The sequence below is a fragment of the Chryseobacterium sp. POE27 genome, assembly GCF_039727685.1.
Taxonomy (GTDB): Bacteria; Bacteroidota; Bacteroidia; order Flavobacteriales; family Weeksellaceae; genus Chryseobacterium.
The window spans coordinates 1,263,898-1,288,979 of the sequence record NZ_CP152475.1 but is presented as its reverse complement, the minus strand read 5'-3'; the positions used below and the strand labels follow the sequence as shown (position 1 = coordinate 1,288,979).

The window sequence follows — 25,082 nt, the reverse complement described above, 5'->3', positions numbered from 1 at the left end:
TGTCGTACAATAACTGACTAAAGTTTTTTGAAAAATGTTCATCCGCAATTAAAAGACATGTAAGCCGGGTACAGTTTGTATACAGAGTTTTGTTTCATTGATCCTGATTCTTGGAGTATGATTTTTTCCGGTGTTATTTATTGTCTTGTTCTTGGGGCATAGCCTCCGTCTATAAAAGGATTATCCTGAACACTTTCAGAAAGGCACATACATAAAAAGAAATAATGATTGAGTTTATTATTAAGCGATCAATTATTGTAAGATAACGGAAAAATGAGACTGTCATATGGCTGAGAATGAAACAAATTATCAACCTGCAAAAATGACCAAATGATTAAATTAAAATAGATTCTAACACACGCAAATGATTGTAAGCCAGGGAGACCGTTCAGGAAACATCCTTTAGTCTCCCGGTTTTTTGAAAGAATTCAAAAACATAATGATACAACAAATAGAACAATGCTTCCTTGTGAGGATAGAAAACAATGACAGAACTATCAATCTTTTAAAGAGCTGTTTTTTAGATGATAATCGAAGTCAAATAATAATTTTTACATTCTTCGTTCAGGTCAAAGCTCTAATAGTAATTATTATCAATGATTATATAAGTTTTTAATCTGTAATGGTGTCAAAAGGAATTTCAATTTAAAAAAAATTAAGTAAGAAAGCAGAAGATTGATGCTGGATGGCTCATTGCTTAGTATTTATGTTGTGTTTCCGGGGAAGGTAAAGCTTATAAAACTGATTTCATAATGATGTCCTTTCCCGGTTTTATTCCAAAAAATTAATAATTAATGTGAGCTCAATATAAAATAAATTCTCAGCGCTCGAAGCGCGACATGCATTGATAAACGAATAAGAAATATTGAACTCGAATTTTAGGATTAAAATTTCAGAAGAAGAATATATGAAAAAAATTAAATGATAAAACCAGAATAAGAATCAGTCGACATAATCCTTTTTTTTGATTTATACGTTCCTGAGATCACGGCAAATTCCCTTTTGTCCTCAGTAATTTATAACGTTTACAAAAAAACGGATTTTCTAAAAACGCAGATGTTTTTATATAGCTGCCCGGATATTTTAGGATAATAACTGGTTATCCGGGCGCTTTTTTAAAGAAAAAATTTAAAGAAAAATTTATGACCCCACAAATGAAAGAAATTCACATCGGCGAGATGCTTTTTCGGGCGGTTACCGAAAGAGATATCCATGAAGAGCGTATCTGTAAATTTTTTTGGATGCAGTTCTTCAGAAATTTCAGGAATGTACACCTGTAAGAGTATGGATACAATACTTCTTTTAAAATGGAGTAAACTTCTGGAATACGATTTTTTCAGGATTTACAGCCAACATCTTATTCTTTATTCGCCCCCGATTAAAGCAATCGGTAAAGCAAACAGCTATCATAGTCTTCCTAGGTTCCGGAAAAATATATACACCAATGAAGCGATTAATTTCTTTTTGGAACTCATTGCTAGCGGTGAGAAAACAATAGCACAAATATTAGTGGAATATGGGGTGCCGAAAAGTACCATGTACCGATGGCTCAGCAAAAGGGGATTTTAGGACAAACGGTAAAAGGCAAAAGTATTTTCACAAAATATCCAACCGAATGTCGAATTCCCTTGTTGCTTATTTTGAAAGAATAATGTAGTATAAGTAATTATGATAAGTGTATGAAAATGAAGGAATTATTTTGCTTTATAAAAAATCACATTATAAGTAAAGAATTTTTAGTATCAGAATTTAAAAACGAATATTGGCGGAATGTAACCCGGAGAAAATTTTATGTTAAGAATATTATTGAAAATTCACTGCTTATAGGAAAAACCAAATCCGAGATAGAAGCATCCTTTGGAAAAAACGAGAGCAAGCATGATTATGTGAACAGATGGACCTATTTTGTACAGAAAAAAGGAAAAAGAAAATATGTTCTGGCTCTTTACTTCGAAGATGATGTACTGGTTGATGTCAGGTACGAATACAGATATATTGATTGAAATTTAGAAAACTTATGATGTCCTGATGAAGACCACGGAAAACAATAGCAGCACTTTAATAACAGTAGTTGCTTTCGCCGGAAATATCAAACAAATCGATCAAATTTTTTTTAGAAATTATATGAAAAATACCCCTAATTACCGAAAAATATACGAGGATATGATTGCAAAGAAATATCCTGATAAGGCGGAGGCCTGCAAAAGTATTTTAACCAAAAAAAAGATTAAAACCATCGATGTGGTGATGCTGAACAATATCATTGTGGGCTTTGATTCGCACTACATTGAAAACAACCAGAAGCTCAAATCGTATGACAAGGATACTGTTTTTGAAGTGTTGATGTATCAGAAAAAACATCACCTGAATAATATTCAGACGGCAAAGCATTTCAACATCAGCCGCAATACGCTGAGCAGCTGGAAAAAAAAGTTTATTGTTGAGTTTAAAAATCAGTTACCGGAATCATAGAATTATAATTATTGCAGGGTAGAATTGAATTCAATTTCATAGACAATTTCCATATTATGGTAAACCTAAGCTTCACTAAATGTTGATAGTTTCAACAACTCTTTACTCAAAGATAAAAGCTGATCAGATTAATTGCAAGATTCTTATTTATATCAAATTATTATTTTAAAATTAATAATTCTATTATGTCCTTTCAACTGCCCGAAAACAATATATTTTTCGGGATTTCTTCGACAGTTCTTCGGAAGCTCTTCGGAAAAATCACTGTTTTTCCGAAGCCGACCCGAAGGTGATCCGAAGAACACCCGAAGAAAAAGGTAATAAAGCCGGTCAAAACCGGTCAAAACACATTATTACCGGTCGTTGTTTTCAGAATTGATAAAAAGCAAAAAAAAACGCTATATCTTTATTTTGTTAATTTTAAAAATATATGAAAAATCATGCAGATGAAAGTTAATTACTTGTCAGGATAGAATTCCGCCAGCTCATATGAAAAAACGACACTGATTATTTTCCATTCTCCGTCAGCCCTGATCAGATGCCAGAATTCTTTTCCGTAATTTTTCATCTGATTATCGACCCAGAAAGAATAATCGAATGTCACACTTCCAATGGCATCGTCATTCTCAATATGTACATTTTTAAACAATTCCTTTTTTTCTTCTTTTCTGAGGATATAGCTAAAGAAACTTTTATAAGTATCCCGGAAATAGTTTTTGACGTTTTTAGGATCACTTTCCGATAACTTTAGTTGTGTTTTTGTTCGGTTTACACCAATCCAGCTCACGGCTTCCGTATGAAACAAGCTGTAAAAAGCAGATGAATCTTTGCTGATAATACTTTTTTTAAATTGATTTACAACACTTTCGATAGCCTTTTTTTCTGAAGCAATGTTCTGGGCAGATAATACGCTGCAAGCAATTACAAAAAATAACAAGCTAAATTTTTTCATGAGATATGATGTTTAAGGATTTTATTTTTAAGATAGGAAGAAGGCTTTTCGATACAGTATAAATACAATATTCCGGCAAAGAGACAGGCTGCGAGGCAGACAAGGAAAACAAATGTATCCGGTAATGAAATAGTAAATTGATCCAGAAATAACTGTATAAGATGAATTACGCCTTTATGCGAAAGATAGATAGAGTAGGAAAGTAGAGCAATTTTTGATGTTAAAAAGCTTTTTCTTTTGTTTAAAAAGGAAGATTCTGAAATGGCTCCAAGCAATAGTATTCCAAAGCTTGCCGCGACGAATGAAAATCCCCAGATAGAAGCACCCTCAGAATATTGGTCCCTGCAAAAGTATAGGGAAAGAGCTGTTGATAGTAACCCGCTGAGAAGTATTACATTTCCATTTTTATCAATAAATAGTTTAAATTTTTCAGAAAACTGGAAAAAATAACCGGTCAGAACGCCAATGGCCAGTCCATCAAATCTCGTATAAGTAGGATAATAGATCTTCATATACCATTCTTTCCAGAAGTCAGAATGGGCAATATGGGTAACAATATATTCATTCCATGAGAAATACCGCAGGAATATCGATACAATAATGAGTAAAACGATACTGTATGTAAGATAGCGAATAGATTTCATTTTGTAGAATAACAAAAGAATGGCAGGAAGCATCAGGTAAAACTGCTCTTCAATGCAGAGAGACCACGCGTGGGAAAAAGTTCCTTTTTGAATAACATTCAAACTGTAATTTTGCGTAAATGTGATGAATTTCCAGATAGACGGCAGCGCTTCCCGCTCCCTGAATACCGGAATGCAGAAATAAAGAAATAATGTAAATAAATAGGGAGGAATAATCCGGAAAAATCTCTTGATGTAAAAGGTTTTCAAATCAATAGTGTGTTTTTCTTTCATCTCGCTGAATAGCTGATTAGAGATTAAAAATCCGCTTATAACGAAAAACAGATCTACGCCGGTCCATCCGATCCATCCTACAGTATCGATCCAGGAAGGATGCTCAAACATTCGGTAATGGTAAATAAATACGAGTACAATCGCAAGAGCACGGAGGTGGTCCAGTCCGTTAAATTTTTTAATAGGCTGCATATTTTTTTAGCGAAATTGAGATTAATCTCATCAGCTTTCATGCACTGCATGCACACAGCAGTCATTTGGATGTATGTAATGCTTTTCCACTTTCAGATGCCGAAAATGGTCGTCTGCATGATAATGTAGGTCTTCCAGCTTTCTTTTTCTTATGAAAAGTTTTTAATGACTATTTTTGACAGTAATGGATACAACTCTCAACATGAAATACAAAAAACAGATTGGCTATCAGATACTATTCTGGATTGCTCTATTTCTGCTTGGGTTGGCGAGGAATTACGGAGAGCATGAAAATCCGGGTTTTAAAGAATTCCTATATTATGATCTGTGCCATTGGATATTTCAGATCATGGGAGCCAATTTTATCTATTTTGTTCTGATCAGAAAGTTTTTCGATACCAAAAAGTATCTCTCATTTACGCTGTATCTTGTGTTGAGTTTATATTGTTTAGGCGTACTAAACCGTCTGTTTATCGTTTATCTGGCAGAACCCTTTTTTGCCACTTATCCCAAAGAAAGCTTTACTGAAATTTTTTCAGATATTCGATACCTTTTGTTCCATTACATTTTTCCGATTCTTTCAGGAGCATTTATTTTCATATCGGTTATGTTCATTCTGCGTTATCAGGATGAGAAAAATAATCGTTTACAGCTACAGAAAGAGAAATCTGAATTGGAACTGATGTTATTGAAGTCACAGCTTAATCCACATTTTTTATTTAACACGCTCAACAATATTTACTCATTGTCCGTTTCAGGTTCCGCGGCAACGGCACAGTCAATCGAACGGCTCTCTGATATTCTGGATTATATTCTCAGTAAGGGACAGCATAAAATGGTGGATATCAATGAAGAATTAAAAATTATTGACGATTATATCGAACTTGAAAAATTACGCTACGACGAACGGCTGATTATGAATAAATCTGAAAATATAGGATCTCAGGCCCATATTCCGCCATTATTATACCTTTCTCTGGTTGAAAATGCTTTTAAGCACGGTGCAGAAAAAACGAGCGGAAATGTTGAAATCAATATATCTGTAATAACTGATTTTGATTTTGCTATATTTAAAGTGGAAAATAATTTCTCTGAAACCTCAACCGATGACAGAATAGGAATCGGACTGAATAATATCAGAAAGCAGCTTGAATTATATTATTCCGATAAATATCTATTGAAAATTGAAAAAAATGAAAATTGGTTTTCTGTAAAAGTAACCACTCCTTTGTATGACAATTAATTGTGTAATTATAGACGACGAACCGCTGGCAGTTAAGCTTCTCGAAAACCATATCTCTAAGATCGAAGAGATGAAGGTAGTGGGAACCGGAAAAAATGCCATGGAAGCTTATCGAATTTTGCAGGATCGACAGGTTGACCTTTTGTTTCTTGATATCCGGATGCCTGATCTCAGCGGAATTGAATTTCTAAGGTCATTGAACCATAAACCCAAAACCATTTTCACCACCGCCTACCGTGATTACGCCGTCGAAGGATTCGAGCTGGAAGCCGTCGACTATTTATTGAAACCTATTACCTTCGACCGTTTTTTCAAATCTGTGCAGCGTATATTGACTACAGTGGCCAAAGATACTGGTGAAGAATTTTTCATTCTTAAGTCAGAGGGATTTAATAAAAAAATTCTGCTGAAAGACATCCTTTATCTTGAGAGTTCCGGAAATGATATAAAAGTCTACCTTATCAATGAATACATCACAGTTTCCAAAATGACACTTTCCGAGCTTGCTACACAACTGCTGAAAAAAGGTTTTATCAGAATTCATCGCTCGTTTATGATAAATGTCTCCTACGTTACCGCCATCGGAAGCCAGGAAATACTGGTCGGAAAAAAGGGAATTCCCATAGGAAGAAGCTATAAAAATGAGTTTGATGCTTTTAAAAAAGTATTTCTGGGAAAGCATTCTTTTAATTAAACTTGTTTAAATAAGCTTATCGTAAAAACTAATGTCTGATAAGGTGAATCATTGATTTTAAATTTTAGCCTAAAACTTTTATCGTATCATGTAATTTCGACAACTTTTATCTCGTGATTCTGCCATTTTTTCAGTTCTAAAATGACAAAATTTCATATTTTGGCACTGGCATACTGCTTGTAATGAATAAGTTACGATCATTGAATATATTGTTTAACCTTTAAAAACTCGTAATTATGTCAATCGTTAAAAGAAACAATGGCAGTTTGCTCCCTGCAAATCCACGTGCACTGTTCGATGACTTTTTCAGCCGCGAACTTTTTAATTGGGGCAACAACAACTTTTCGTCAACCCTTACTACACTTCCTTCGGTGAATATCAGGGAAAGTGAAGACAATTTTGAAGTGGAGCTGGCCGCTCCGGGAATGGAGAAACAGGATTTCGAAATTACCCTGGAAGGAAATATGCTTACCATTTCATCTTCCCGAAAAAACCAGAAAGAAGAGAAGGAAGACAATTACATCCGCAGGGAATTCAGCTATCAGTCTTTCCGTAGAAGTATCGAGCTTGCAGAAAATGTAGTAGATGATGAGAACATTGAAGCCAGATATGAAAATGGTGTTCTGAAGCTTACTATTCCAAAATCTGAAAAAGCCAAAAAAACAGGCACCCCGTATGATCGAAGTGCATTAACAAACCTGATCAGGGAATTATTGCAAATCTGAATAATGCTGTACATTCTGCTGTTGAAATATTGTTTTAATAAGTGCAGTCAGCCTTGTTCAGCCCTGCAGTAAATCCCAAATTTGAATGAATCATTTACATTGGTTTTCCGCAAGGGAAACCAATTTTAGTAATCTTATATTTAAAACAACAAACGATGAACGGATTACTTTGGTCAGTATGCATCCTATGCCTTACTACGCTGGGAATGATGTTTATTCTGAAAAAATTCAATCAGCCTTACCTCATCGCTTACATTATGGTGGGCATTATTCTGGGACCGCATATTTCGGGGGGTTTTCACAGATCCCGCACAGACGGAAACAATAGGGGAGATCGGAATTCTGCTGCTCATGTTTTTCCTGGGAATGGAAATCAATGTTCCCGATAACCGGAGTATGCTCATAAAACCTGTTGTCGCACAGTCAATCAAGATCGTCCTGAGCATAGGCTGTGCTTTTCTGATAGGATATTTCATGGAACTTTCATTAAACAGCATTATTCTCATTGCTGTTTTATTTATCTTTAATAGTACGGCGGTGGTCAGTGAGTTTCTGAGCAGGCATAAAACCCTGAAAACAACATTCGGAATAACGGTGCTGAATATGCTTATCTTTCAGGATCTTCTTCTGGCACCCGTCCTTACAATGCTGAAAGCATGGAATAAACCTGAATTTGACATTCTTACCCTTCTTTTTCCGGCAGTTCTGTGTTGTGTGATGTTCTTTATCCTGAAAAAGATCAGAAATGTGCAGGAGATCCGGCTGCCGGAATTTTTCAGATCGATTGAGAAAGATCACGACCTTCAGGTGTTTTCCGGACTTTTCATCTGTCTTATTTCCGGGTTGTTAGCTGAGATGGCCGGGATGAGCAGCGCTTTGGGAAGTTTTATGGCAGGTGTGGTCGTGGGAAGGGTAAGAACTTTCAGCTGGCTGGAGCATTCTCTGATCCCATTCAAAGTATTCTTTGTTACGCTGTTTTTTGTTTCCATTGGGCTGCGTTTGGACATCCCTTATCTCTTTTCCAATTTCGGAATCATCCTTTTGGGGACATTTTTCGTGTTGGCAAGTAACAGCCTGATGTCTGCCATCGCTTTCAGACTATTAAAATACAGCTGGAAAGACAGTTGGTACGGTGGCGCTTTGCTATCACAGACAGGTGAGTTCGGAATTCTGGCATTATCGGTTGCCTATAAATCAGGAATAATAGAGTACAGCCTGTACAAGGCCGGATTGGGAATTACCTGCCTGTCACTCCTGCTATCCACAATTTGGATAACTTTCCTCAACAGCACTACGGCAAAGAGATCATTGATAAGAATAATGAACCGTAATTGAGCCTGGGTTTGGGTTTAGTGCCTGAGAGTTTTTAAGATGGATGTGGGATTTATATTTTTTGATTTAAAATTCCCATGCTCGTCTTGTTCTACCGGAATTTCTTGTCCACTGCTTTCTGAAAATAAGAAAGTCTGCACAAAAAGGCAGACTTTCTTTGACTTATAACCGTATTACACGGTGTATAATGTTATGCTAATTTTACATTAATTGCATTCAATCCTTTTTTTCCCTGCTCTACATCATAGGTTACCATATCGTTTTCACGGATGCTTCTGCTGTTTAAACCTGTAGAGTGTACGAAAATGTCTCCTCCTCCGTTTGCCGGAGAAATAAATCCGAAGCCTTTTGCTTCATTGTAAAATTTTACTGTGCCTTGTTGCATTGTAATTGTATTAAAAATTATTATTGTATTGTTCGACGATCAGTGAAAGAAACCTCCAATCATATTTTCATAAAGATCTCCACTACTAAAAGTCTGTTTTTTCTATTTGGTATTATTGGAATAAATGATGCTGTGCCATTACAGGAACTGTAAAACCTATAAGTTTCTGTATATTTTTCAGATCAGAGCGTTCTTCCTGATCGCAGAATGAAACTGCTTTGCCTTCCATACCTGCTCTGCCTGTTCTTCCGATACGGTGTACATACGTCTCGGGTACGTTGGGAAGCTCGTAGTTTACAACGTAAGACAGCTCATCAATATCAATTCCTCTTGCTGCAATATCAGTAGCGATCAGTACGCGGATTTTGCTGTTCCTGAAATCTTCCAGAGCCTTCTGTCTTGCATTCTGGGACTTGTTCCCATGGATCGCTGCGGCAAATATTCCTGTACGTTCCAGTTGTTTTACAAGTTTATCGGCTCCGTGTTTTGTTCTGGTAAATACCAGAGAACGGAGAATAGAAGGGTCTTCAAGAAGGCTGATCAGAAGCCCGGTTTTATTGTCTTTTTCAACAAAATATACCGACTGTTTTACCGTTTTTGCTGTTGATGAAACAGGGGTTACGGTGATTTCAACAGGGTTTTTCAGGATCGTATCTGCAAATTTTCGGATAGTATGAGGCATCGTGGCCGAGAAAAAAAGAGTCTGTCTTTTCTGAGGAACAAGCGTCAGTACTTTTTTAACGTCATTCACAAAACCCATATCCAGCATACGGTCTGCTTCGTCCAGTACCAGGACTTCGATTTTAGAAAGATTGATATGGCCCTGGCTGCAGAGATCCAGAAGTCTTCCCGGAGTTGCTACAAGGATATCCACCCTTTTTCTTAATGAAGAGATCTGGTTGCCCTGAGATACGCCACCAAAGATGGAAAGCTGTGATAAAGGCAGATATTTGCTGTACAGTTTAAAATTTTCCTCAATCTGTAAAGCGAGTTCACGGGTGGGAGTAAGGATCAGGGTGCGGATCATCTGATGGTCGGGACTGTGCTTTTTTAAAAGCTGAAGAACCGGCATGGCAAATGCTGCTGTTTTTCCTGTTCCGGTCTGTGCGCAACCGATAATATCTCTACCTTCCAGAATATGCGGAATCGCTTTGCTCTGGATTTCGGTAGGTTTAGAGTATCCCGCTTCCGTTACGGCGCGGATAATAGGGTTTATTAAATTAAGATTTTTGAAATTCATTGTTTTTGAAAGCCTCTGAGGCATTAGTGAGTCAGGGTTTATCTGAAATCCTGAGAAAAAGTAACTGTCAGAATATATTTTCTAAACATTTCTTGCCAGTCGTGTTATTGGGTACCTGCTTTGTCTTTTTAGGACATCTTTAGCGGATTTCATCCGGGATATGATTTCTTCTGATTATTAAAAAAGAAATATTTTCCTTATCTATGTTAGTTTTTGTTTTCCGTTGGTCTGATGGTTCAGCTGGCCAGTGTAAATATTCATCTGTAAAAGATTTAAGGTTAAAAATTGGCGGCTGGAAAAGCAGAGACTGTAAAAGAAAAAAATAGTATTCTAAACTGTGACAGAAAGCAAAGGCAGAGGCCTGTTTGTTGATCTTGGTGCAAACCTACAACAATTTTTCGGGATATTGGTAAATATAATTAATTGATTATCAAAAATATAATCGTAGCTTACGCACCCTAGAAACAAATTGTTTGCACATTGCGGATAATTTTTAGTCCAAAAGAAATGCAAGCATATACTCCCGACACCCAGGTTCAGGCAGAATCCCAGGTAATACCGGCAGGATCACCGGTAAGAATTGCCTACTTTATCATGGTGCATCATCAGCCTGACAAATTCAAAAGCCTTTTTCAGAAGATTTACACACGTGATCAGGTATATCTTATCCATATCGACCGAAAGGCGAAAGACGGATTTACTGAAGAAATTCAGCAGTTCATCATACAATTTCCTAATGCATATATTCTGGAAAGTATGAATATCAATTCGGGAGGTTTCAGCATTATCCAAACACAGATCAATGCCATGGAGTTTCTTTTAAATGTAAATGAAGGGTGGGATTTTTTCATCAACCTCAGCGGTGAAGATCAGCCACTGAAATCTCAGAGTATTATCCGTAAATTCCTGGGACAGAACAGGAATAAGAACTATCTCTTCTATTACGACCAGAAATTTTACAGGCCCGATACATTGCAAAGGATTCACAATCACTTCACGGAACTTGCCTACAGAATATCATCTCTTATTTATAAAAGAGAATTTATGAAGGATGTGGTGCCCTATATCGGTGGCAAATGGGTGATTTTTACCCGGGAAACCTGCAGGTTTTTCAGTATGAATGATAAAGTGATGGTGTTTGAAGACTTTTATCTTCATACTTTTTTTGCCGGGAGATTCCTTTTTTCAGACTGTTCTCATGAATACCGCTTTCAGGGAAATTATCGTGAATGATGACAAAAGGGCTGTGTCAGGTTCCTGCCGTAATACCGGCGAATTGATTCAGGAACTTAAAAATAACAGTCAGCTATTTATCAGAAAGCTGGATCCGGCAGCAGATAAAGACGTTTTCACATATATTGAGGAAAGCTATGATCTTCCGCTTCCGGAAATTGATGAAGTTGCCCGGGAACTGAAAATAGATCGTCATCAGGACAACTGACGCTGGGACAGATGTAAGATCTGTGAAAACCAGGGAAAGATTTCTTCGTATTAATAGTCACCTTTTCGTCCCGAACATAGCGTAGCGAAGTGAATGATCTCCACTCATGAAATGATATGTTTTATTCTGTTGTAGACTTTAATTGCAGTAGCTTTCCACGGTGTCAGGCTGGGCCTGTCGAAGCCTTAGTTATTAGGATGTGAGTTGTACTGGCCCTTCGACAAGCTCAGGGTGACAAGAGTGTAGCACCAACTTCGCTCAGCCATCTTTCCTTCATTGTAATGTGGGCCTTCGAGTGGCCTCAGGCCCCACCATTTTATAACTCTTTGTCATTACGAAGAAACCCTCATACATACTACTATAAAACCCTCCCACACACTTTGTCATCCCGGAGGAACCTCAACATAGCTGGTAAAAGATGAAATAGAAAAATTCGGGCTTAGATCCCTACCGGGATGACAAAGGGAATGGTTAGAATGGAGGTTATTGGGTGAAAATCTTCTTGAACCACCCCGTCAAAAATTCTTTGAATTTTCGCCACCCCTCCGTAGGAGTGGAATTTTTAAGTTGTCTGTATTATCAATTGCAGCCAGGCATTACAATAGTTGGCTTTGTGTTCTCTTTTAAGTGAAATCGAAGATTATCTCCTTTTAGTCGATGAATGTTATTTCGACGTAGTCAAACGGCTTTGTGAAACTAAATATGCGCAATAATTCCAAAAAACCTTAGTGAGCTTGGTGTTCAAAAAGAAAGCTCTCCAACTCTAAAACCTCAGCGAGCTCTCCTAAGTGAAACGGCTTTGTGAAACTAAATATGCGCAATAATTCCAAAAAACCTTAGTGAGCTTGGTGTTCAAAAAGAAAGCTCTCCAACTCTAAAACCTCAGCGAGCTCTCCTAAGTGAAACGGCTTTGTGAAACTAAATATGCGCAATAATTCCAAAAAACCTTAGTGCGCTTGGTGTTCAAAAAACAATGTGATATTCGTTGTAATTAAATTACAGTCATGCAATATTTGATTGAACCTTAAAAACTATTAAGCCACTATCATTTGCTGAGCAGAGCGCCTTTGCGAACGGAAAATATACAGCATCATTTCAAATAAATCCTTGCGTTCTCCGCGTTGAAATTAATTTTCCATGTATGAAAGTCTGGTGGCTGAGCGGAGTCGAAGCCACCAAGACTCCGAAACTCTAAGACACTCTCACACTCATACCCTAAAAACCCACCCACTCAAAACGTAGTATAAGTTCTACAAATTGTAGTTTTAATTAATCCGAAATGTCGGAATAGTTGTACAAGTTTATTTTCACAACTAAAATATCTTTGCCACGTGGTCATGATATGCGCAATCATCAGATATTTTCTCATGCTGAAATGAAGCAAAAGTAGGGATTGAGAAAACGGTGAAAATCATCATCACATCCAGCCAGGGAGGTAAGCATAGATTACCCAAAGCCATAAACAGCATAAAAGATGAAAGTTAAAACAGCAGTACTGAGCAGGCATGCCTTCCATTATATGGTGAGGGCGCTTTTGCTTGTACTTTGTTTTAACGGTATGGCAGTTAAGGCGCAGGCTCTTTCACAGGAACATCCGGATATCTATGTCAGTACCGGAACTTTTATTTTTTCTGAAGATTCAAAGTCATTCATAAAAGGGAAGACTTCTAAAGCGGGCCTTAGCAAGCACAAGACAAAAAACAGAAGCACACAGAAAAAGAAATCTAAAGAACATAAAGACCATCTTCAAAAAAAACATCAGGAAACTGTTTCCCATCTGTCTATAACCGGCCAGCGGAGCAGGCATAACTGGAGCGTTTCCGGAAGCAGCCGCTGGATGGGAGTTTTATGCGACAGCAGAATCCCCGGATATGGAGTGGCGGCGGGCTTTTTCTATGAAGCCGTATTTCTATTGTTGGCGATCATACGCCTGCTGTTGTTTTTCTACAGCAGCTTTTCATTAAATAAAATCTGCATATTATTTTGTTGCCGTCCCCCGCCCGTCTTCACTTCGGGTGCCGGGAGACGGCGGTTTGCTGAAATGGGATAAAGCCTGCTTCAGATACAGATCATAGGGCGCTCAGAGAAATCTGAGAGGTCGCCATGATCTGTATCGCAGATACGCCTGTTCCCGGTCGTTAAACACAAACGACTTTTTTAAACTTTTATAAAATAATATGAATAAATATACAATCTATGAGTCCCCTCAAAATGGGAAGGCTCTCATTAAGATGTTCTTGTTGCGGGTAGTAAGCATCATGCTGCTGCTCACAGTAAGTTTCATATATGCGCAAAGCCCCGGCGGGGTCGCCGGTGCGTCACTCTGGCTGAGGGCGGATAATGGAGTCCGTAGCGTGGAGTATTTCAATGTGCCTGCAGCTAATCGTACGGCGAGCAGCAGTTATTCTGGCTTACCTCCTTCAAGTTCGGTACTTACAAGCAATGACTCATGGGCGGCAAGCTCGGCAATTGCAGATCAGTTTCTCACACTTGATTTAGGATCTGTACAGACGGTGTATGGCGTAGTAACAAAAGGAAGGCCAGGTGCTTACGCTCAATGGGTGACAAGCTATGTAGTAAGTTATCTAAATACTGTTACCAATCAATACGTGGATATTGGTACATTTTCGGGAAATACGGATCAGACGACGGAAGTAATAAATATATTTCCATCTGCCGTTACGACAAGCTCCATACGTATTACGGAGAAGACATGGAGCGGGCATCCCTCCATGCGTGCGGATGTCATCAAAAGCATGGAACCTATTTCACAAAACAATTCACCGGCAACATTTTGGCTGGATCAGAGCGGTTCTAATAATATTATGATACAGGCTAATGAGAACAAAAAACCTACGTATCTTAATAATACCTCATCGGGAGTTAATTTCAATCCGGTCATTTCATTTAACGGATCAAGTAATGAACTTTCCGATAGTAATGGTATATTAGGAACTTCTACTAATGGTAATGCTGCAGCTTTTGTCGTAAGCTCGGTAAAGACGGTTCAAAACAGTTCTATATTCTATGAACTGGCTAAAAACCCATCTAATGCAGACGTTCAGTTTAATTTGCATGCACCATGGAGCGATAACAAAGTATATTGGGATGGAAGCAGTACGAATAGAATTGAGACACCTTGGGGAGGAACTGTGAATACACCCTACATCTGGACGGGTTGGAACAATGCAAGCTTAAGCCCTAAGAAAACCTCATTGAGAAGAAACGGAATGGAGATCGTTTCCGGTACCACCATGAGCAACTACAGCGGACAGAATAAACCGATGTATATTGGTTCTGTTGGAGGATCAAGTTATTATAATGGCACTATAGGTGAGGTTATTATATATAAGACAGCACTCTCAGAAACAGAGCGTATTCGGGTAGAGTCCTATCTCGCAATTAAATATGGTAGTACTTTGTCGCGAGATTCTGATGCTGATAATAATCCTGGAGAAGAAATAGGAAGCGGAAGTGGTATTTTTGAAGGTGATTATGTAGCTTCGGATGGCACAAAATTATGGAATAATGATGCTACTTATCAAAACAATATCGCCGGTATCGGCTGGGATTTTAATTCCGGGTTACTTCAGAAGCAATCGCAATCGGTGAATGGTGGTTTTCAGCCGATCATTGGTAAAGGAAATATTGCCGCTACCAACAGCAGCAATGGTAATACTTTCAATAATGACGGCGATTTCCTGGTTTGGGGATCTGATACAGGCAGCACTACTTTCTCAACGCCTTTTGCGTTTAATGGGCTGAACTACCGAATGCCTCGTATCTGGAAAATGCAAAAGACAGGAAGTGTAGGAATTGTAAAAGTAGCCATCCCGGTAAGTATGTGGCCGGGTGCGGTTACACAACCTACTTTATTGATCAGCGATAATGCTACTTTTGATGGCTTGGATAGTAATTTCTTAATGAAGAAAGAAACGATCGGTGGGATTGACTACTATGTGACGGATCCTATTAATCTTGATATCACTTCAGGACAGTTCTTCAGCTTTGCGGCTTTTGTAACGGCTCCCGGGGGGGTGATAACCAGTCTTCAAACCTGGATGAAAGCTGATAATGGTATTACAGCAACTTCAGGAGCGGTAAGCAGTTGGGCAGATGCTACTGGAAATGGAAATAATTTTTCTGAGTCAACCAATAGACCGTTATATAACGCAGCATCGAACTTAGTTAATTTTAATCCTTCGATATCATTTAACGGTTCAAATCAGCAGTTAACGAATTCTACTTTTATTATAAATCAGTCAACTGCAAGCATATTTGCCATAGCTAAATTAAACACTGTTTCAAGTGCATGGCAGACAATAACTGCATCAGGTAATGGGCAGGGTACTATCTTCCGTGTGGCAGGAAGTAATCTTCATTACAAAAGGCATATTGACAATAGTAATGCAACTACGACTACAGGTAGCAAAGTACTTCAGGCGAATAATCCTTATTTATTAGGATTAACTACTGCAACAGGATCCAACAATGAGAAGATTTATATTGACGGTAGTTTAGATGTAACAGGAACTACTTCAATTATTCCATCCGCAAGTACTTTTACCTCTATTGGAGTTAAATATGTGCAGGCACAGGGTGATTATTTTGGAGGTAGCTTACCGGAGATCATTTATTACTCCAGTTCTTTGAGTTCTGTGGACAGAGTAAAGATAGAAACCTATTTAGCTTTAAAGTATGGTACTACTCTTGGAAACACAGTATCCACTGTTAATTATACGGATAGTGCAGGTAATGTAATTTGGGCTGGTGATACTTCTTACCAGAACAACATCGCCGGTATCGGTAGAGACGATGCCTCTGCGTTGAATCAGAAGCAGTCTCAGTCTCAATCGGTCAATAATGGTGTTCAGCCTATCATAGGAAATATAGCTATTGCCGATACCAATGCCAATAACAACAATGATTTTGGTGCCGATAAAACCTTCATGGTATGGGTTTCTGATACAGGCAGCACCAATTTTGCTACGACTTTTGCCTTTGGCGGGTTGAACAACAGAATGGCAAGGATCTGGAAAGTACAGGAAACCGGAACCGTAGGGAAGGTTAGAGTTGCTTTAAAAGTGAGCGACCTGCCGGGAAGTGTTACTAAACCTACCTTATTGGTCAGCGGTGATACAACGTTTGACGGTTCTGTTGATCAGTTTTTAATGACCAAAGAATCCATCGGTGGAGTAGAGTACTATGTAACAGCTCTTAGTGATAATGTCGATTTCTCTTCAGGAAAATACTTCAGCTTTGCAGCTTTTGTAACCGCTCCGGGGGGAGTAGTAGGAGAGTCCCTTTGGTTAAGGGCGGATGCACAGGTTTCTTATAATACAAGTAATCAGATTTCTTTATGGAGTGATCAGAGTACGAGTTATAAACATGCTACAGCAGGTAACAATCCTACTTTTAAACCATTGGCAAATAATTTTAATCCTGCTGTTTCACTTGCAACCGGATCTTCACAGTATTTTGCTGTTCCAAAAGGTTTTGCAGATTTTACAGGAGGAGCAAGTGTTTATGTGGTAGCTAAACCAAAAAATACTCCTTACTATGCTAGATTCATAGATTTTGCAAATGGAGCTCCTTCGGACAATATTGTATTTCATCGTACAGGTTCTACTTCTTCATTTGGAGTAACTATAATTAATGGTACAAGCACTAGCTCATACCTTGAAGCACCAAGCGGAATTGTAAATGATGTCAATTCAATGTATGCAGCATTTATTCCTTCTGGAAATGCTGGTACTTCTGTAACAGCTTCAATATTAAGAAATGGACTTTCATTAGGCACAGGAACTCTTAAAGTTCCTAATAATGTAGAACGTTCCAACAATTATATTGGACGTTCTGCGTGGACAGCTGATAGCTATTATGATGGAGAATTTTCTGAAGTTATCATTTATCAAAGTGATAAGGCCAATGAAAAATATAAAATAGAGTCCTACCTTGCTCTTAAATATGGTATTACTTTATCCAGAGATTCAGATGGCGATAATACTCCTGGAGAAGAAGTGGGAACTGCTGGCAGTGGTATTTATGAAGGAGATTATGTAGCTTCCAATGGCTCTACAAAATTCTGGAGTACTGATGCCACTTACCAGAACAACATCGCCGGTATAGGTAGAGACGATGCCTCTGCCTTAAATCAGAAGCAATCTCAATCAGTAAACGGAGGAATCCAGCCGGTGATCGGGAATGTGGATATTACCGATACCAATGCGAACAATACCAATGACTTTGCGGCAGACAAGAGCTTCCTGGTATGGGGTTCGGATACAGGCAGTACGTCTTTTGCAACGCCGTTTGCTTATGGAAGTTCCAACTTCAGAATGACCAGAATCTGGAAAATACAGAAAACCGGAACCATAGGCACGATAAAAGTAGCTATACCGGTAAGCCAATTTCCGGTAAGCGTAACCATGCCATCATTATTGATCAGTGCTGATGCGACGTTTGATGGCAGTGATGCCAGAAAGGCTATGACCCAGGTATCATTGGGAGGAGTGCAGTATTATGTAGCAGAGGTAGATACAGCCATAGATCAGTTTACTTCAGGACACTTCTTCAGCTTTGCGGGATTTGTAACGGCTCCGGGTGGGGTTGCCGGGGTTTCATTATGGTTAAAAGCTGATGCAGGAACCAATACAACAGCTAATGACGGAACAATAACAAGCTGGAATGATCAGAGCGGAAATAATCGAAACTTTGCCAATGCTAGTGGTACAGTATCATATAAATCACCAACTAGTAATATTGGGTTCAATTTTAATCCTTCTCTGTACTTTGGTAGTTCAACTACAGCTCTTTATAGCAGTAGTTCACTATTTCCTCCTTCAACCTCAAGTGCAACTTTTTTTGGAGTAAGTAATATCAATAATTTTGCCTTCCTAAGAGTAAATAACAGCCAGGAGACGAATGATTATGCATGGTATGATTATCCCGAGTTTACTAGCTCTAATATTTTCGGAAGACCTTATGCATCAGGGGGGAGTAGGAGCTAGTAATACAAGTATTTCTTCTAGTATTGCACGTATTTCTACTGGGATATTGTCAAATGGTACATCGGTAAGTATTGCTCTTAATGGGGGAAATGCAAATGTTGGCAATGGTACTTATGCAACATATACAGGGGCTATGATAATTGGTTCAAGTGCTTGGGCTGGTGCTGATAATTATACTGTTGTTGGAAATACACCGGAGATCATTGCTTACACAAATTTATTAAATGCAACCGACCAGAAGCGGGTTAACTCTTATCTCGCAATAAAGTATGGTATTACGATCTCCAATGATACTAACGGTAACGGTACTTTAAATGAAATTGTTTCAGGAGCAGTAAGAGAAGGAGATTATACATCGAGTGGTAATAACGCTATATGGGATGGTCTAAATAACGTTACTTATCACAACAACATCGCCGGAATCGGTAGAGATGATGCTTCCGCATTATTGCAAAAGCAGTCCCAGTCCGTAAATACAGGCAATCAGCTTATCGTTGGGCTTTCCTCGGTAGCGGATACCAACGCAGCCAATACGGGAACGCTTAACAACCTACAGTTCCTTGTGTGGGGGGATAATAATGAAGCTAATGCGATTGATTTCACAGGAATTGCCGGGTACAACAGCAGACTGAAAAGAGTATGGAAAGTACAGAATACCAATAACGTGAACCAAAGTATTCAGGTGTTGGTTCCGTCTGCACTCGTACCTGCTACCAGCAGCTTACTATGCGGTACCGATCCTACTTTTGGGGGCAACTATTTTCCATATAATCCTGCTTCAATTCCGGTAATTATAAATTCGGTAAGCTATCGTGCATTTACTGTTCCTGCTGTAATGGTGAACCAGGATTCATTCTATATGACACTGGCTTTCTATCAGCAGTCACCGGGCGGGGTAAGAGATGATATGATCCTATGGCTTCGCGGTGATAAAGATCTTACCAGTACTACAAAGTGGGTAGACCAGACTTCTAATCACAATGATCTCCAATTTAGCACGTACGCTTGTAATGAAGATCCAAGAGGGCAGATGGTGTTAGGAGAAACCCTGAATTTCAACCCTGTAGCAAGCTTTGGAGATAATAACCTATGGGTTTGGGGATACACACCTGCCAATATTGCTTATGGACCTAATACACCTGCAAATGCACAAACAGATGTAGCCATTGTGTATAAGACCGACGGAGCCTATGCACAGGATGTATGGGGAACCGATTGGGGAGGGCCGATGGATGAACGTTCGTTAACGACGACACAGGTTGCCAATGGTAACACGGGAGTTGCGTATAGCGGAGGTAATTCGGGTGCTGCCACTATCAATGTGGCTTCCTTCAATGGTGTAGCTTCAGGAGGATCCAATGTACTGATCAATGGAAATAATGTGCTTAACTTTACAGGCTCTACGAGATTTGAAGGATGTACAAGCATCCGTTTAGGAGACATAAAAGGAGCCGGTAATGTGCTGAAAGGAGTAGTGGGTGATATGGTCGTGTACAGAAAGAACATGAGTACGATCGAGCGCATCCAGCTTAACAGCTACCTGGCACTGAAGTATGGAATTACCTTGGGAAGAAACAATGATGGAAATATGCCTGTAGGCGGGCAGGTATCAACTTCACCATCGGTATATGAAGGAGATTACCTGGCGAGTGATGGTATCACCAAGACCTGGTCTTCAGATGCGGTGTATCAGAACAATGTGGCGGGGATCGGTAGAGATGATATCTCAGCCTTCCATCAGCGCATCACCACGAGCCAGTCAGCAACACCGGATATCATTACCCTGAGTACCGACAGCAACTTTACAAACAACAACCAGAGCGGTGCCAGCGGACACACCGATATTGTGAACGACAAGTTTTTCTTTGTCACCGGAAACAATAACGGAGCGCTTACCTACAGCGTAAAATCAGGGCTGAGCAATGATCTGAATGCGCTGATGAACCGCGTATGGAAGGTAAAGAAAACCGGAACGGCTCAGAATGTGTACATCAAAACGAGTAATACCAAGGCAACTTATCTGGTGTACAGTGCAGATCCTACATTCTCTTCAGGATCAATAGGATATGCTGCGCTTTCAGGAGGGGCTACAACTTTAGGAGTTAATATTCCGGATGGCAATTACTTTACGTTTGCGACATTCCTGGAAGCTCCGGGAGGAGTGATCTCCACATTCTGGCTGCGTGCAGGAGATAATTTTGTACCAGGTTCGTGGACAGATTATAATGGTAACGGATACCAGTTTACGCAAGGAGATCCTACATACAGGCCTGCGTACACCGCCAATTCGATGAACTTTAACCCTACGGCTTACTTCAATGGAAACAACTTTATGAGCATGACCACGTTCAATGGTTTCCTAAATAATGATATGAGAAATCCGCATTCTTTTGCTACTGCATTAAGAACGTCGACCAACAATTCTACCATTATTAATTTTGAAGGAACCCAGACGGTTACAAGACAGGGAGACTGGGATTATCTGGACAATGGAGGGTATTCAATAGATGACCAGTGCCGTTGTTCACAGCCTACCTACGGAGGGGCTAATCTTACGGATTATAATTACAGTATGATCGGTACATTAACCTTTAGCGGTGGAATATCTGCCACTTCAGGCTCTATCAAGTATTACAGAGATGGAAAAAGATTATCTACTGCTTCCATCAATCCAAGCTCACAGGCGTATGGTCTTACTTCCAACACCAGATTGGGATACCGATATGGAGGGGTAGGAGGATTTCTGAACGGATACCTTGCAGAGCAGGTGGTGTTCGCCAAATCGCTTTCTGATTTGGAAGTTACCGCTGTTAACAGCTACATGGCGCTCAAGTATGGTAATACCTTATCAAGAGACCAGGACGGAGATGGAACATCCGGCGAGCCGGTGAGTGGACTTATTAATGAAGGAGATTATATCGCTTCAGACCATACGACCAAGGTATGGAGCAGCGATCTGACGTATCAGAACAACATCATCGGTCTTGCGAAAGACAGAACCTCTACGCTTCACCAGCGTATTGCCAGAAGCCAGATGCCGGTATCGGATATTATCACGCTGAGTACGGATAATAATTTTACCAACGCCAACCAGAGCGGGGCAAGTGGCCATACGGATATCGCCAACGATATGTACTTCTTTATCACGGGACACAACGGGCAGCCTACGACCTTTATGTTGAAGTCAGGGTTAAACCACAGCCTGAATGCTATTATGAACCGGGTTTGGAAGGTACAGCAGACCGGGACTCCTCAGAATGTCTCTGTTAAAGTAGACAATGTAAGGGCGACCTACCTGATTTACAGTACAGATCCTACATTCTCATCAAATGTTACCTATAAAGCACTTGCGTCAGGAGTAGCCGCCGATGTTCAGATTCCAACAGGATATTACTTCACCTTTGCGGCACCGCTTAACGGTCCGGGAGGCGTAACAACCAACCTGGTAAGATGGTACCGTGCCGACAGAGATGTGGTGACAGGTACTACCCTTACGTGGAAAGATCAGACCATTAATGCGGATGCTACCCAGTCGGTGGCGGGCAATCAGCCTTCGTACAACACTGCGGGAACTTCCCTGCTGAACTTTAACCCTTCGTTTACTTTCGACGCATCTCAATCGGATTTCATGTCCTTCAGCGATGCGGGAATGGCAAACGGCAGTAAGGTGAGATCGGTATTCGGAGTAGGAAGAACTTCGGTTACAGGAGGTACTTTTGAATGGCTTACCAGCTACGGTACGAGTGTTGCTAAGCAGAACTTCGGACTGATGAGATCAGAAAATAATGTTCTCGTAACATCGTATAGTAATGATTTCTATCCATATAATTCCAATAATCCGTATGCGTCTAATACACCGGTAATCTCTTATGGGGCTGCCTCCGCAGGCACAATTTACGGTACGTATAATGCGCTTCCGATATTAAGTGGAAGCTATAATGTAGATACGGTACTAAATATTGGAAGAATAGGAACAAGACAGTCGGGAGGTGAAAACTGGAACGGTGTCATCGGGGAAGTGATCTATTATAATACTAAAGTTCATGAGCTTACCGATAATGAAAAACAACGTATCGATTCCTATTTAGGCTTGAAATACGGGGTGTCGCTGGGCAGTACCGGTTCTGCATTCAATTATCTTGCTTCAGACAACAACACGGAGTTCTGGTCCGGAACCGATCTTGGCGTTTCGGTATATCAGAACAATATTGCAGGGATCGGAAGAGATGACATCAGTGATCTTAATCAGAAGCAGAGCCAGAGTGTGAACAGTGGCCACCAGGTCATCATTGGTCTTGACAATATAGCGGTCACCAATGAGGCCAATACAGGAAGCTTTGATAACAACCTTCAGTTCCTGGTATGGGGTGATAACAATACCGATATGTTGGGCAATACCTCACCATTCACTGCCGTATATCCTTATCAGGAAAGACTGAACAGAGTATGGAGGGTGCAGAATACCAAGAGTCTTGCGAAAGACATCCGGGTATTGATACCGGCAGCGTATATCAAAGACTTTAAAGTTTCCTCACTGCTGTACAGTACATCTGCTACTTTCCCTGCCGGAAGTCAGGTGTTCAACAGCAGCGATTCCGGTATGGTAACGATCAACTCGGTAGACTACAAAGCCTTCACGATTCCTGCGACGCAGGTGAATCAGTCGGTATTCTACTTTACGATGGCGTACTATCAAAAATCACCGGGAGGAGTAGCGGGTGAGAACCTATGGCTGCGTGCCGATGATGATGAGATATCGGTCACCGCAGATAATACTTCAGTAGCGACATGGAAGGATCAGAGTGGTAACGACAGCCACGGTACACAGACAGATAGCAACAAGCAGCCTGTCTATAAGAACAATGCGACGGATAATATGAACTTCAACCCGGTACTGGCCTTTAATGGTGGGCAGCACTTCGATATCACAGGAACGCTGGGTATTGATGGACAGAAGAATGTAGCTGTTTTCGCAGTATCCGATGTATTGGGAGCGCATTATTTCCTTCAGCCAAAAGTGGCAGGGGGTAATCTACTGCAGTTCAGTTCTGCCGGTGCAGGGTTTGTTACCCTGAAATTGGGAGGATCTTCAGCGACCAATGCGACTGCCGTACCTTCAGGAGGTTCTGCAGAACTGTACGCAGGATGGAGAACAGCAGCAGGAGACGTTTTGTACAGCGGTATCAATGCCAAACAGCTTAATTCTGTAGCGAATACTACGGTTTGGACAGGTGGAAATCTTGTCTTAGGTATTGATGCTTCGGGTAATGCTACCAATGGTAAGATTCCGGAAATGGTAGAATATTCTTCTTCACTGGATGCTACACAGCTACAGAAAGTGAACAGCTATCTTGCCCTGAAATACGGAATCACGATCAATCAGCCAACGACAGGTCAGGATTACCTGGCATCAGACAGCAACAAGAGCTGGACAGCCGATGCGACATACAAGTATAACATCGCAGGAATCGGAAGAGATGACCTTACGGCGCTCAACCAGAAACAGAGCCAGAGTGTGAATGCCGACAGCCAGATGGTGGTTGCACTGGGATCTGCCGAGGCGAGCAATTCAGCGAATACCAATACCTTCAGTTCAGATATGCAGTACCTGGTATGGGGAGATGATAACGGATCCTTAACCACAAGGGTGGCAACAGGAAATGTAACAGCCAACGGACTTACCTATACCAAGCGTTTCAGCCGTGTATGGAAGACCCAGAATAAAGGAAGCTTTGCTTCTGATATTAAGGTGTACTTCCCGGTTTCAGCATTCGGAACTTCATGGCCAAGCTCTGTGGGGCTGATCTATGCTTCCACGGCTGCCAAGCTGAGCGACGGTACGGCTTCGGTAATTATGAACAACGGAACGCAGACCATCAATGGGGTAAGCTATTATGCATTCCCTGTGGAGGCTTCCAAGGTATCTTCACTGAACTATCTGTCCTTTACCACGGCGACTTCGGTATGCTATAAGCCTGCGGTAACTGCCGGAACGGCGTTAGGAACCAAAGCAGGAATCACGGCCCTTGGAAGAGCCGGTGTGAATGCAGACAACTGGCCGATGGTAAGAAAAGGAGGCTGGATGGCCCTTGAAGCAAAAACCAAAGGAATGATCATCAACAGGGTTAGATTTAAGAATTTTGGTAGCGATACCACCCCTGACTGGAGACCGGTAGCAGATAATGACACGACTCCTATTCTGACCTCTCCGGTGGAAGGGATGATCGTGATGGACCTTACCAACAGGATGCTGAAAGTCTATACTGTGAAGAACGGAGTTTCCGGATGGTATGAGATCGGTCAGCAGACCTGTCCTGATTAAATAATAAGATGCATCAGCTCTTTCCCGCACGGCATATGGTTGTGCCGTGCGGAAAGGCTGATCTTTTTAACAACTTAATAATACAAAAGACAATGAAATCAATACTAATTGCAGGGTGTCTGCTGGTCTCATCCGTCTGCTTTTCCCAGGTGGCCAT

The 25,082-nt window shown here is 40.3% G+C and carries 17 protein-coding genes; 13 read left to right on the top strand and 4 right to left on the bottom strand.

All coding sequences use genetic code 11. From position 1 onward, the window contains the following. Nucleotides 1-1,212 precede the first annotated feature (1,212 nt). The 3 genes from AAHI02_RS05935 (at nt 1,213) to AAHI02_RS05925 (ending at nt 2,472) form a co-directional block, all read left to right on the top strand. Nucleotides 1,213-1,569: a helix-turn-helix domain-containing protein gene (locus tag AAHI02_RS05935; RefSeq protein WP_346985883.1), complete on the top strand. Its 357-nt coding sequence runs from the start codon at nt 1,213-1,215 to the stop codon at nt 1,567-1,569. A gap of 116 nt (nt 1,570-1,685) precedes the next feature. Then, nucleotides 1,686-2,003, top strand: coding sequence for a hypothetical protein (locus tag AAHI02_RS05930; RefSeq protein WP_346985882.1), 318 nt, complete (start codon nt 1,686-1,688; stop codon nt 2,001-2,003). 25 nt (nt 2,004-2,028) lie between these two features. Then, the gene (locus AAHI02_RS05925) at nt 2,029-2,472 is read left to right on the top strand and encodes a helix-turn-helix domain-containing protein (RefSeq protein WP_346985881.1); all 444 of its coding nucleotides are present in this window, start codon (nt 2,029-2,031) and stop codon (nt 2,470-2,472) included. A 457-nt stretch (nt 2,473-2,929) separates the two neighbouring features. Here AAHI02_RS05925 and AAHI02_RS05920 read toward each other — a convergent pair whose 3' ends face one another. Continuing rightward, nucleotides 2,930-3,424 (bottom strand): nuclear transport factor 2 family protein, encoded by a 495-nt coding sequence (locus AAHI02_RS05920; RefSeq protein ID WP_346985880.1) that lies wholly within the window; start codon nt 3,422-3,424, stop codon nt 2,930-2,932. Beyond that, nucleotides 3,421-4,533 carry an acyltransferase gene (locus tag AAHI02_RS05915; RefSeq protein ID WP_346985879.1) on the bottom strand — a complete coding sequence of 371 codons (1,113 nt, stop codon included), beginning with the start codon at nt 4,531-4,533 and terminating at the stop codon, nt 3,421-3,423. The genes AAHI02_RS05920 and AAHI02_RS05915 overlap by 4 nt, the downstream gene beginning before the upstream one ends. Before the next feature lie 202 nt (nt 4,534-4,735). Here AAHI02_RS05915 and AAHI02_RS05910 point away from each other — a divergent pair, with 202 nt between their 5' ends. From AAHI02_RS05910 to AAHI02_RS05890, 5 genes are all read left to right on the top strand, one after another. Beyond that, on the top strand, nt 4,736-5,776 hold the full coding sequence (locus AAHI02_RS05910; protein ID WP_346985878.1) for a histidine kinase: 1,041 nt from the start codon (nt 4,736-4,738) through the stop codon (nt 5,774-5,776). Continuing rightward, nucleotides 5,766-6,470, top strand: a complete 705-nt coding sequence (locus tag AAHI02_RS05905) for a LytTR family DNA-binding domain-containing protein (RefSeq protein ID WP_346985877.1) — start codon at nt 5,766-5,768, stop codon at nt 6,468-6,470. The genes AAHI02_RS05910 and AAHI02_RS05905 overlap by 11 nt, the downstream gene beginning before the upstream one ends. Nucleotides 6,471-6,706: 236 nt before the next feature. Next, entirely contained in the window at nt 6,707-7,195 is a 489-nt protein-coding gene (locus AAHI02_RS05900; RefSeq protein ID WP_346985876.1) for an Hsp20/alpha crystallin family protein, read from the top strand. 155 nt (nt 7,196-7,350) lie between these two features. Further along, nucleotides 7,351-7,584: a hypothetical protein gene (locus tag AAHI02_RS05895; RefSeq protein ID WP_346985875.1), complete on the top strand. Its 234-nt coding sequence runs from the start codon at nt 7,351-7,353 to the stop codon at nt 7,582-7,584. Continuing rightward, nucleotides 7,478-8,530, top strand: a complete 1,053-nt coding sequence (locus AAHI02_RS05890; RefSeq protein ID WP_346986595.1) for a cation:proton antiporter — start codon at nt 7,478-7,480, stop codon at nt 8,528-8,530. Before AAHI02_RS05895 ends, AAHI02_RS05890 begins: the two co-directional genes overlap by 107 nt. Before the next feature lie 187 nt (nt 8,531-8,717). On the opposite strand, the gene AAHI02_RS05885 is transcribed toward AAHI02_RS05890, so the two are convergent. Continuing rightward, nucleotides 8,718-8,912, bottom strand: coding sequence for a cold shock domain-containing protein (locus tag AAHI02_RS05885; RefSeq protein WP_346985874.1), 195 nt, complete (start codon nt 8,910-8,912; stop codon nt 8,718-8,720). 112 nt (nt 8,913-9,024) lie between these two features. Continuing rightward, the gene (locus AAHI02_RS05880; RefSeq protein ID WP_346985873.1) at nt 9,025-10,152 is read right to left on the bottom strand and encodes a DEAD/DEAH box helicase; all 1,128 of its coding nucleotides are present in this window, start codon (nt 10,150-10,152) and stop codon (nt 9,025-9,027) included. Between the two features lie 507 nt (nt 10,153-10,659). Here AAHI02_RS05880 and AAHI02_RS05875 point away from each other — a divergent pair. The 5 genes from AAHI02_RS05875 (at nt 10,660) to AAHI02_RS05855 (ending at nt 24,925) form a co-directional block, all read left to right on the top strand. After that, a complete protein-coding gene (locus tag AAHI02_RS05875; protein WP_346985872.1) occupies nt 10,660-11,385 on the top strand; it encodes a beta-1,6-N-acetylglucosaminyltransferase in 726 nt (241 codons plus the stop codon). Further along, nucleotides 11,351-11,593 (top strand): hypothetical protein, encoded by a 243-nt coding sequence (locus AAHI02_RS05870; RefSeq protein WP_346985871.1) that lies wholly within the window; start codon nt 11,351-11,353, stop codon nt 11,591-11,593. The genes AAHI02_RS05875 and AAHI02_RS05870 overlap by 35 nt, the downstream gene beginning before the upstream one ends. A 1,474-nt stretch (nt 11,594-13,067) precedes the next feature. Further along, entirely contained in the window at nt 13,068-13,643 is a 576-nt protein-coding gene (locus AAHI02_RS05865; RefSeq protein ID WP_346985870.1) for a hypothetical protein, read from the top strand. A 127-nt stretch (nt 13,644-13,770) separates the two neighbouring features. Then, the gene (locus tag AAHI02_RS05860) at nt 13,771-18,603 is read left to right on the top strand and encodes a discoidin domain-containing protein (protein ID WP_346985869.1); all 4,833 of its coding nucleotides are present in this window, start codon (nt 13,771-13,773) and stop codon (nt 18,601-18,603) included. Continuing rightward, nucleotides 18,578-24,925 (top strand): hypothetical protein, encoded by a 6,348-nt coding sequence (locus tag AAHI02_RS05855; protein WP_346985868.1) that lies wholly within the window; start codon nt 18,578-18,580, stop codon nt 24,923-24,925. Before AAHI02_RS05860 ends, AAHI02_RS05855 begins: the two co-directional genes overlap by 26 nt. Nucleotides 24,926-25,082 lie beyond the last annotated feature (157 nt).